Genomic DNA, 13,369 nt, shown 5'->3' with positions numbered 1-13,369 from the left:
TTATCTGTTAATATATAACCATCCTACTTTAGGTTTCGAACCATTTCCTAAGTCTAAAACATAATAATATGTTCCTACCGGAAGTTTTTCTGATTGAAGTACTGTACTTCTACCATTGGAAATCCCATCCCATTCGTTACTGCTACTATAGCCTTTTTTCTTGTAAACTATATTCCCCCAACGGTTATAAACTTCTAAACTGTTGTTAGGATAATTGTCTATACAATTAATAACTAAAGTGTCTCCATAGCCATCTCCATTAGGCGAAAACTCGTTTATAACAGATAAACAACCAAGCTCTGTAACTGTAGCATCTTCTTCTAAATCGCCATCAAAATCATCACCATCATCACTTATATCGGCAACAAGTTGATTGTTAGCGGTTTTCCCTGATACAGAAACACTATTGCTAACGCCTCCTGCGTTTAAAGCTTGTTCGTTAATTGTAAATGTAGCAGTGTAAGTTGCTATTTCTCCAATTAATAAGGTGCCTTCTGCACTACCTAAATCGGCACTATCAAAAGTTGGTTCGCTAGTTAATGTTAATGTTTCACCATTTGTATCTAAGAAGGTGTCTATTAAAGCGATCTCTGTTAAATCGTAATCTCCAGTATTTTCAACATAAATAGAATAACTAATTTGTTCTCCTAAATTTGTACCTGTTACATCTGCAATTTTAGTTACTGTTACTTCTGCAATGCACCCAGTTGATATTGGACTACATGGATTTGTTTCATCTGAAATCCCCGTTGGAATTGCTTCCGTACTTGGGTCATCGACTCCTGTTGTTTCTTCACAATCGGTATAACCATCTCCATCTGTATCAACAGAACTTGTACATGTTGCCACATTTACCGTTACCGATACAGTTGCTGTATCACAACTTTGTGGTGTTTCGCTATCACAAACGGTATAATCAAATGAATCTGCACCATTAAATCCTGAATCTGGCGTGTATGTTACAACATCATCACTCGGATCGTTTGGTGTTCCGTTTGGATCGGTGATTACTACTGTTCCATTTGCGGGATCTGTAGCTACTAAAGTCCCTGTTGTTGGAACGTAAGTATCATTTCCATAAACATCTACCTCTAAAGCTGCATCTTCTTCTGTTTCTATTGTATCTGGTTCTACATCTACAGGTGTAGCCGTTGATGTATTTACCGTAATGGTTACAGTTGCCGTATCACAATTACCAAGAACAGCAACTTCACAAATTGTATAAGTTACCGTGTATGTTCCGGGTGTTGTATTAGGAGCAACATCTACACTTCCGTCCGCATTTACTGTTAATGGGCCGTTGGTGTTTGGTGTTACCGAAATATCATTAACATCTACAGCAATCCCGTTTAAAGTATCATTATTTAAAAGATCTGTATATGTAATTCCTGCAATACCCTCTGCTTCCGTAGCTGTGTAATTATCTTCTATGGCATCAATAGGTGTTGCTTCAACTATAATAGTTACTGTTGAAGTGTCACAATTTGAAGAATTTAAATTCTCACAAATTGTATATGAGACAACATAAGTACCTGCCATAGAACCTGAAGGCACAATTACATTACCATTAGCATCTATTGAAACACCATTTAACCCATCATTACTATCTAAAGTAATTGTGATATCTGTGTCCAAAATAGGATCCCCGTTTAGAGTATCATTGCTAGTAACATCACCAACATTTCCTCCTGTAGTTCCGTTTATTGGAGTTGTACTAAAATCATCAACCATCGCATCGATTACTGCCGGTTCAACTATTACGGTTACTGTTGTAGAATTACAATTGGTTGGATTTAAATTTTCACAAATAGTATATGTAATATCATAACTACCTGCTGGAGTTCCCGCAGGAACGTTTATAAGCCCATTAATATCGATACTAGCTCCTATTAAACCATCGTTATCATTAAGTGTAATTGAAATATTAGCATCTATTACTGGGTTTCCATTAAGTGTATCATTCAAAGTAACATCTCCTACTACACCTCCATCAATACCACTAATTGGTGTTGCTGTAAAATCATCAACTACCGCATCTATAATTCCAACTCCTACAACTACAATAGCCGTAGTCGTGTCACAATTAGTCGGGTTTAAATTTTCACAAATAGTATATGTTATGGTATACGTTCCTGAAGTTGAACTTGGAGGCACAATTATACTTCCATCATTATTGATAGCAACTCCAATTAATCCGCCATTATCATCTAAAGTAATATCAATTGAATTATCATCTACAAGAACTCCATTTAATGTGTCATTTAATGTTACATCTCCAGCTGTTCCTCCTGCTTGACCATCAATTGTAGTTGTACTAAAATCATCGCTGATAGCATCAATTACTGCTGCTCCAACAACAATTATTACTGTTGCTGTATCACAGTTTGAAGGGTTTAACACTTCGCATATTTGATATTCTAAAACGTAAGTTCCTGCCGAAGTGTTAGCGGGAACATTTATATTTCCGTCTGTATTTATTGTTACTCCATTTAATCCTGCGGTATCTGTTAAAGCGACTACAACGTCAGGATTTGCAAAAGAATTTGTGTTGATAGTATCATCTCCAAACACAGAAGCTGTAATGCCTCCTGTTAATCCGTTAACTGGTGCCGCTGTAAAATCATCGTTTACAGCTTCAATAACAGGAGCTTCAACAACAATAGTAATTACGGCATTATCACAGTTTCCTGAATTTATGTTTTCACAGATTTGATAAATCACACTGTAAGTTCCTGCTGCAGTTCCAACAGGCACAGTAGTATCTCCGTTAGTATCAATTGCAATACCTGTTAATCCGCCGTCATTAATTATAGCTATTGTTACTTCTGAAGCTATTACGGCATTACTTGCTAGCGTATCATTTAAAAGAATATTTCCTGGCGTTCCACCATCAGAACCATTAATTGGTAACGCGGTGAAATCATCGTTTATAGCATCTATTGTTCCCGCACCTACTTCTAATATTGCAGTTGCCGTATCACAGTTTGTTGGATTTATAACATCGCAAATTTGATAAGTAATAGTATAAGTTCCTGCAGAAGTTCCTGCCGGAATTTCGACAACTCCATTTGTTCCAATAGTAACACCTGTTAAACCACCATCTAATGTTAATGAAATCATAACTTCACTTGAAGTTAAAGGATCTCCATTGATTGTATCATTACCAAGTACATTTCCAACAGCTCCACCGTTTGTTCCATTTACCGGACTTGTTGTAAAATCATCTATAACGGCATCAATTATTGGCAAATCAATTACAATTATAGCAATTGCAGTATCACAGTTTGAAGTATTTAAAACTTCGCAAATTTGATATTCAACATTATAAGTTCCGCCTATAGAATTCTCAGGAACATTAATTGTTCCGTCGTTATTAATTGTTACTCCCATTAAACCTCCATCATTAACTATACTTGAAGTTACTGCTGTATTAACAAAAGGATCATTATTTAAAGTATCATTTGTATACACTGAAGTTGTTGTTCCTCCATCTAAGCCATCAAAAGATGTTGCTGTAAAATCATTATTAACAGCATCAATAATAGCTGCACTAACTAATACGGTAACATTTGCAGAATCACAGTTTGTTGGATTAAGATTCTCACAAATAGTATATTCTATTGTATAAGTGCCTTCAGGTGTATTTGGCGGAATAATCAAATTACCATCGGCATCGATACTCGCACTTGGTATACCTCCATTATCAGTAATAAATATTTTTCCATCATCAATAGGATCTCCGTTTAAGGTATCGTTAAGCGTAACATCGCCGGCAATACCACCTTCTAATCCATTTATAGGGTTTGAAGTAAAATCATCAGTAGTAGCTCCAATTGTTGCAGCATCAACCTCAACTGTAACCGTTGTACTATCACAATTACTTGGATTTAAATTCTCGCAAATAGTATAAGCCAACACATAAGAACCAGCAGGTGTACCAGCCGGCACATTCACCTCGCCTGTAGCACTAATACTTGCTCCTACTAGACCTCCATTATCATCTAATGTGATTGTTATTTGAGAATCTGTAACCACAACACCGTCTAAAGTATCATTGAGAGTAACATCGCCTACTATTCCTCCATCATATCCATTTATCGGCGTTACACTAAAATCATCAATTATAGCATCAATAACTGCTTCTTCAACAACAATTATAGCTGTTGTAGTATCACAGTTCGTCGCAACTGCTATTTCACAAATAGTATAAGTTATTGTGTATGTTCCTGAAGTCGTTCCTGCTGGTACGATTACATTTCCATTAGCATCAATACTTACACCTACAAGACCTCCATTATTATCTAAGGTGATATTAATTTCTAAATCATTTACCGCAAATCCATTTAAGGTATCGTTAGCAGTAACATCACCAGCAGTCCCTCCAGTTTTTCCATTTATAGGAGTTACTGTGAAGTCATCTACAACAGCATTGATAGTGCCACCAACTTCAATATCTACAGTTGTGGTATCACAGTTACTTGGTACTGCAATTTCACAAATTGTATAGGTTAATGTATAATTCCCTGAATCTGCGCCTGCTGGTACAATTACGTTTCCGTTAGCATCGATAGTGACTCCGGTTAATCCGCCATCATTATCTAAAGTGATGTTGATTAAGGTATGATCTACTGCCGCTCCGTTTAAGGTATCATTAACTGTAACATCGCCTGCGGTTCCGCCTGTAACACCATCTACTGGTGCTGCCGTGAAGTCGTTGATAACAGCATCGATGGTTCCATCAACCACGATATCTACAGTCGTGGTATCACAGTTACTTGGTACTGCAATTTCACAGATTGTATACGTTAATGTATAATTTCCTGAATCTGCGCCTGCTGGTACAATAACGTTTCCGTTAGCATCGATGGTTACTCCTGTTAATCCACCGTCATTATCTAAAGTGATGTTGATTAAGGTATCATCTACAGCGGCTCCGTTTAAGGTATCATTGGCTGTAACATCGCCTGCGGTTCCTCCCACAACGCCATCTACTGGTGCTGATGTGAAATCATTTATTACAGCATCGATAGTTCCATCAACTACGATATCTACAGTTGTGGTATCACAGTTACTTGGTACTGCAATCTCACAAATAGTATAAGTTAATGTGTAGTTTCCTGAGTCTGCGCCTGCTGGTACAATTACGTTTCCGTTAGCATCGATAGTGACTCCGGTTAATCCGCCATCATTATCTAAAGTGATGTTGATTAAGGTATCATCTACTGCCGCTCCGTTTAAGGTATCATTAACTGTAACATCGCCTGCGGTTCCGCCTGTAACACCATCTACTGGTGCTGCCGTGAAGTCGTTGATAACAGCATCGATGGTTCCATCAACCACGATATCTACAGTCGTGGTATCACAGTTACTTGGTACTGCAATTTCACAGATTGTATACGTTAATGTATAATTTCCTGAATCTGCGCCTGCTGGTACAATAACGTTTCCGTTAGCATCGATGGTTACTCCTGTTAATCCACCGTCATTATCTAAAGTGATGTTGATTAAGGTATCATCTACAGCGGCTCCGTTTAAGGTATCATTGGCTGTAACATCGCCTGCGGTTCCTCCCACAACGCCATCTACTGGTGCTGATGTGAAATCATTTATTACAGCATCGATAGTTCCATCAACTACGATATCTACAGTTGTGGTATCACAGTTACTTGGTACTGCAATCTCACAAATAGTATAGGTTAAGGTGTAGTTTCCTGAGTCTGCGCCTGCTGGTACAATTACGTTTCCGGTAGCATCGATAGTGACTCCGGTTAATCCGCCATCATTATCTAAAGTGATGTTGATTAAGGTATCATCGACTAAAGCGCCGTTTAAAGTATCATTAGCTGTAACATCGCCTGCGGTTCCTCCAACAACACCATCTACTGGTGTTGCTGTGAAGTCGTTGATAACAGCATCAATGGTGCCGTCTACTACAATATCTACGGTTGTGGTATCACAGTTACTTGGTACTGCTATTTCACAGATTGTATACGTTAATGTATAATTTCCTGAATCTGATCCTGCTGGTACAATTACGTCGCCATTAGTATCGATGGTTACTCCGGTTAATCCGCCATCATTATCTAAAGTGATGTTGATTAAGGTATCATCTACTGCCGCTCCGTTTAAAGTATCATTGGCTGTAACATCGCCTGCTCCTCCTCCCACAACGCCATCTACTGGTGCGGCTGTGAAGTCATTTATTACAGCATCGATGGTGCCGTCTACTACGATATCTACGGTTGTGGTATCACAGTTACTTGGTACTGCTATTTCACAAATGGTATAGGTTAAGGTGTAATTTCCTGAATCTGATCCTACTGGTACAATAACGTTTCCGTTAGCATCGATAGTTACTCCGGTTAATCCGCCATCATTATCTAAGGCGATTGTGATTAATGTATCATCTACTAAAGTGCCGTTTAATGTATCGTTTGTTGTAACATCGCCTGCTGTTCCTCCAACAACGCCATCTACTGGTGCAGCTGTGAAGTCATTGACAACAGCATCAATGGTGCCGTCTACTACAATATCTACGGTTGTGGTATCACAGTTACTTGATACTACAATTTCACAAATAGTATAAGTTAATGTATAATTTCCTGAATCTGATCCTGCTGGTACAATCACGTTTCCGGTAGCATCGATGGTGACTCCGGTTAATCCACCGTCATTATCTAAAGTGATGTTGATTAAGGTATCATCCACTGCTGCTCCATTTAAGGTATCATTGGCTGTAACATCGCCTGCGCTTCCTCCCGCAACACCATCTACTGGTGCTGACGTGAAGTCATTGATAACAGCATCGATGGTGCCATCAACTACAATATCTACAGTTGTGGTATCACAGTTACTCGGTACTGCTATTTCACAAATAGTATAGGTTAAGGTGTAGTTTCCTGAATCGGCACCTGCTGGTACAATTACGTTTCCGGTAGCATCGATGGTTACTCCGGTTAATCCACCGTCATTATCTAAAGTGATGTTGATTAAGGTATCATCTACTGCTGCTCCATTTAAGGTATCATTGGCTGTAACATCGCCTGCTGTTCCTCCCGAAACACCATCTACTGGTGCTGCCGTGAAATCGTTGATAACAGCATCGATACAACTCACTGTAATAATGAATGCTGAAGATTCAGTTGAACAAGCATTTCCATCTGATACCGTATAAGTAATATTTGCCGCACCTGCAGATACAGCAGTAACTACTCCAGTATTAGAATCAATTGAAGCCACTCCTGGAGTATCTGAACTCCATACTATAGTTCCTGTAGCTGTTGTTGATAAAGTAGTCGTTTCAGTATTACAAAGAAGTCCATCTCCTGAAATAGCAGGAGCATTAGGAACATCATTTATTGTTACTGAAACATCTGAACTATTTGAACAAGTTCCCGCTGTAGTATACGTTATTGTATACGTTGCAGGAGTTGATGCACTCACATCAATGACTCCGGTTGAAGCATTGATTGATAAACCAGCCGCACTCGAGAATGTTCCGCCTGATAATCCTGTAATTGTTGGTGTTGGATCCGTAGCGTCTGCACAATACGCAGCAGCATCATAACTGAAACTAGCATCGTCTAAAGCATTGATTGTTACTGAAGCTGTTGAACTATTTGGACAAGTTCCCGCCGTCGTATATGTTACTGTATACGTCGCAGGAGTTGATGCGCTCACATCAATTACTCCTGTTGAAGTATTAATTGATAAACCTGCTCCACTTGAGAATGTTCCGCTTGATAATCCTGTAATTGTTGGTGTTGGATCTGAATCACTCACACAAAATGCGGCAGCAGTATAATTAAAGCTTGCATCGTCTGATGGATTTACGGTTAAAGTGGCTTCCGCCTCAGCGAAACAAATATTAGCCTCATTTGTAAAAACGACTCTATAGATGTTTCCATCCATGGCATTAGTAACATTTGTTAACTCAAGTGAAACTGTTGTTCCACTTGCCACGGTACCTGTTTCGGAAGCTAAATTAGAATAATTAATACCATCAGTACTTACAGACCACTGATACGTAACATCTGTACTTGCTGTAGCTACTGGTGTATTCGTCCCTATTGGTGCAGCACTTGCAACAGCATCAAACTGCGCTGTTTCTGTTTCGCATTTTATTTCATTTGAAGGCGCTGTATCTATAGCTAAGGTCATCCCTTCTTCGAAAGTATTTAATCCTCCTGCAGTAGCTGTAGGTATTGTGTTGTATGCATTTCCGGTAACTCCAGCTAAAACAACTAATCCATTTGCATCAACACCTCCATTTGCTAATGTTGGTATATCTGGGCCATAAATTCCTGTATCATTGTCATCGGCATCTATATTATTATAAGCTTCATCGGCATCACTACATCCATCGGCATCAGAATCTAAATCTAAGTAGTTTGGTGTTCCATCTCCGTCGGTATCGATACATAAACTAGTCAAAACTAAATCGTCTAAAGCCATATATTCTGCATCCGAACATACTGTACCTGAATCTCCAATTTGTCTATTGTTTATATTTTCAACTTTAATAGAAATCACATCTAAATCTGCCAAAACATCTGTTAGATCTACTCCAAAATTGGTTGTAGTTAAATCTACAGATATCGCATGCCATGTCCCTGTATTTATAAGACTTCCTACTACACCTGTAAGCGGATATGTAACAGATTTACCTCCTCCATTTAACACAATAATCATATCGCTTGAAGTTGGAGTTGTTCCCCCATAAACACCATTTATCCAATTAAAACTTAAAGTTCCATTATTGGTTAAGGCTGAAAGATCGAGGTTTAAATCTGTAGCGTTTTCGAAATAAACATTCCCTGCAGCTACATCGGTCCATAAAATATAATCAGTATTTGATGGACTGGCCGGTATACTAGAATAATCACAATTTGAATTAGTTAATGTGGCTGTTGAATGCACGGTATTTCCATCATTTCCATCTAAATTATTATTATCAATAATCCACCCTTCATTATCTAAATCAAAATTAACACTATAACTTGTTATATCACATTCTACAGTATCTAATATCCCATCATTATCATCATCTAAATCACAATCATCACCAATACCATCATTATCATTATCAGAAAAAAGTGAACTCGAACTATTACATGAATCACACTCTGCAGCTTGTACTGCACTATTAGTTGAAGACACATCATCTTGACCTGTTGTTCCTGCTCCTACAGTACCAACATTTGTTGCAATAGGTATCCCGTTATCATTTACAGCAGCGTTTATACTTCCATCACTATTTAAATTTGAGTATGTTAAACCGGCATCGCCTTCTAAGGCATCAAAACAGCCATCGTTATCAGAATCTAAATCTAAATAATTAGGTATACCATCACAATCTGCATCGCAAGGAATTACATGGTTTAATGTAAAAGATTCATATGAAAGTGCTGTAGAACCTGAACTTCTGTAATAGTCAATTTCTACCCATTCTACTTTTTCGCCGTTTGAGTTTACTTCCCAAACGTTTAAATTTCCACCGAAGCCACCTGAAACGTTATCAAATGCAACACTATTTGTTCCACTTCCGTTAATTGTTGGTCCACCATTAGTTCCTGTATTATCCGAACTGGCATCAAAATCAGGTCTTTTATAAGTTTGTCCAAATAAAGGCACATTAGAAGTTATAATAATAGCTTCATCTGCAGCTAAATTTCCGTGTGAAAGACTTGAAAGATCTAAAATTTCGGCACCACTAGTAAACTCAATTCGGTATCTAATTCCTCCATCGCAACCAGCAAGTTTATCGATACCAATATTATCACCATAAGTAGCATTTGTAAATCCTTTAAAAGAATCTACATCTGCACAAATATTCACATTATTAGATGCCGCTCTCGAAGGGAAAGCTGTTACAGTGTAAGACACTACATCACCATCGGCAGGGCAACCAGGTACAGTAAAGTTTTGAGTTAACGTCTGTGGTGTATTTGTACCATCATGCAATGCAACATTATCAATTGATGCATTTACAGCGGCAGCAGATATGGCTTCTGTACCATTTCCGCAAGATTGCTCTTCACTATCTAAAATACCATCGTTATCATCATCTAAATCACAATAATCACCAATAGCATCTAAATCGTTATCAGAGAAAAGTGAGCTAGAACTATTACAAGGATCGCACTCCGCAGCTTGAACCGCATCATTAGTTGAAGATACATCGTCTTGACCTTCTGTTCCTGTTCCCGCAGTACCAACATTTGTTGCAATAGGTATTCCGTTATCATTTACAGCAGCGTTTATACTTCCATCACTATTTAAATTAGCATATACTAAACCTGCATCGCCTTCTAGGGCATCAAAACACCCATCGTTATCACTATCAAGATCTAAATGATCATAGATACCATCGTTATCAGTATCCCCATAAAAAGGACATAAAATACTAAGTCTCCAACCAATATTATCAGCATTAGCATCAGATGCCTGAGCTATTACAATTCTATCTATAGGTCTATCAATATTAAATCTAAAATTTGCTTCTTGCGCCGCACCTCCTATTATTGCTGCTATAGCATCTCCAGTAACTGGATCATAGGAAGCTCCTGTACCTATTGTCCCTGACGTTGCATAAATAACAGCAGGAAATTGAACTTGAACTCCATTGTTATAAAATTTAATATTTTGACTCTCATTATAAGTACCAGATCCATTTCTTGCTAAGCTTCTTACATTAAATTCTGATGATAATATAAGTTCTGAAAACACAATTTCGGTTGAAGTCCCAGTAACATCATTATTTGAATTACGACTCTGCATATCAACCTGTATAGTGCCATCCGTATAATTAGGAGATGTAGCTCCAAAACTACCCGAGCCTAGTCTTGTTGTAGCGACAGCTGTTACATCGCTATCAAAGTCTTTTATATATGCTATTAAATCTCCATCATTAGTATTTGCAGCTATTTGGTTATATGATGAATCTGTAAAATGTATATTGGAAGAAGAAGTTGCTCCACAATTTTTATTGTATTCATCAGTATCTAGTATTCCATCATTGTCATCATCTAAATCACAATCATCACCAATACCATCATTGTCATTATCAGTAAATAGTGAGCTTGAACTATCACAAGGGTCGCATTCTGCAGCTTGTATTGTATTATCGGTTGATGTGCCAGCTCCTTGAGATGTCCCATTATTTGGAATACCTGCTGCATCTATAGGATCCGTCAATCTTGATTCTGAATCTATGTCTGAATAGATATAGCTACCATCACCCTCTAAAGCATCTGGACAACCATCATTATCACTATCGGTGTCTAAATGATTTGGAATACCGTCGTTATCTGTATCTAAGATTTCTAATAAAATATCTGAGTTTGATGGACTTGAATAACGCTCATAGGTACAAGGGTCAAAATTCATAGAAAATAATCTATTTACACCAGAAGTTGGATTCGCTCCTATTCGCATTTTAAAATTATCTATTTGAGCATATCGAGCCGTAAACATTACATTGGTAGCATCTATATCTATACCAGGAGCAACAGTTACAGGGCCTTGAAATTTTTTACCAAAACCTGTATCGTAAATAGTTAAATCGCTTGGTGTCTCTACGGTTTGAGCATCACCTCCGTCGATATCGAGCTCAACAAACTCTCTACCTTCAACATTATCTCCATCTACATCTACAGCGGTAATATAAAACTGTGAAATTATTGCTGGAGTAGATGTTCCGCTAGAGACAAACTGAAAGTCAAATTCAATTTCAGAACTACCTAATCCTAAAATAGGTTGAAAGCTAGACGCATTTGATCCATCGTCATCTATACTATCTATACCAGGGTTTGGATCAGATGATATAATAGTAACTAAAGCATCTATACCTGTGGTTACATTTGCAAACCTATAAACAGCACCAGAGTTTAAGGCTGTACCAGACTCTAAGGTTGCTCCACTAAAACTTAATGTTGGATAATAACTACAAATTTGTACTTGTTTTTCATCAATATCCAAAATACCGTCGTTATCATCATCATCATCACAGAAATCACCAATTGTATCTCCGTCGGTATCTACATATGAAGGGTTTTCCGAATTACATTCACTGCATACATCTGCTTGTTGTGTATTATCAGTTGATGTACCTACGTCTTGTGAAGTACTTCCAGGTATACCAGTAGCATCGACAGCTGCCGTTAATCTAGAATCAGAATTTATATCTGTATACGTATAGCTACCATCACCCTCTAAAGCATCTGGACAACCATCGTTATCACTATCGGTATCTAAATGATCAGGGGTATTATCGTTATCAGTATCTTTTTCTAAGCAATATGAAAGCTCATATAATTGCATAGTAACATTGCCACTATTTGTAGACGAGTTTTTAGCACAGGTAATTATTAATTCTGTAATAGGACCAGAAGTTGAAACAGAAATACTGTTGTTTGGAGCATTAGCCCCTCCAGCCGAACTAACAGCTGATTGACCAGTAAGAGTTAAATTCCCCCCTAAATTTATGTCATTTAAGATCACAGGGACGTTGGTTCCTGAATTATTTGCTAAAAAATCTACACGGTCATCATTATCTAATCCGCCCCATTTTAAATTTAAATTATAAACAGGACCATTTGTAAAGGTTAATTTATAAATAGCAACATCACCATTTGTAAAATTAGTATTATTGGGTTGAACATTAATATAGTCACCACTAACTCCTGCGGTACTTGCATTATTAACTCCTGATGCCCATGTTGCTGAACCTTGTAATTCAAAAGAAAAATTGGCACTAGCACCATCGAAAGTATATATATTGTTAATAATTCCTGGGTCATCAGTGCTTGAAAAGGTTTGACCTAAATCGATAAAACTAGGAGAACAATTCAATTCATCGGTATCTAAAATACCATCATTATCATCATCTAAGTCATCAACGTTTAATATACCGTCACCATCACAATCGTCTACAGCGATGCATTGGGCAGAGGTAAATTGAGTGAAAGCAAAAAGCAGAAATATAAAGCAATAAAATGCTTTGACTTTCTGCGAAGTAGGGATGAATAATTTCATAAGATGCGTAGTTGTTTTAATCAATTGTATTACAAATTTAAATGTCTTTAATACGTTACTTTCAGGGAATTCTATTGAAAGTAACAACGAGGCGACCAGTAACTCAAAAGTATAGACGAACGGTTTTAATTCAATCATTAAACCAATCGTCTAAAAGCTACAATACTGTATTAAAAACCGTTTTAACCTACCTTAAAAATAAATAAAAACTTACAGGAAATAACATAAAAAAGCACATTTTCTTAAAAAATCTTAATAAAAAAGATTTTCACAAGTTAACAGGCTAAAAATAAGGTTCCCATAGACCTCAAATTATGGAACAAAAAAAAAGCAA

At 37.4% G+C, this 13,369-nt stretch carries 1 protein-coding gene; it reads right to left on the bottom strand.

Annotated elements, in window-relative coordinates:
- Positions 1-13,035: a T9SS type B sorting domain-containing protein gene (locus V6246_RS14565; RefSeq protein WP_341561155.1), complete on the bottom strand. Its 13,035-nt coding sequence runs from the start codon at positions 13,033-13,035 to the stop codon at positions 1-3.
- Positions 13,036-13,369 lie beyond the last annotated feature (334 nt).

The sequence above is a fragment of the Algibacter sp. TI.3.09 genome, from assembly GCF_038154905.1.
Taxonomy (GTDB): domain Bacteria; phylum Bacteroidota; class Bacteroidia; order Flavobacteriales; family Flavobacteriaceae; genus Algibacter.
The sequence above is the reverse complement of the archived record's forward strand: the minus strand, read 5'-3'. Positions and strand labels throughout refer to the sequence as shown.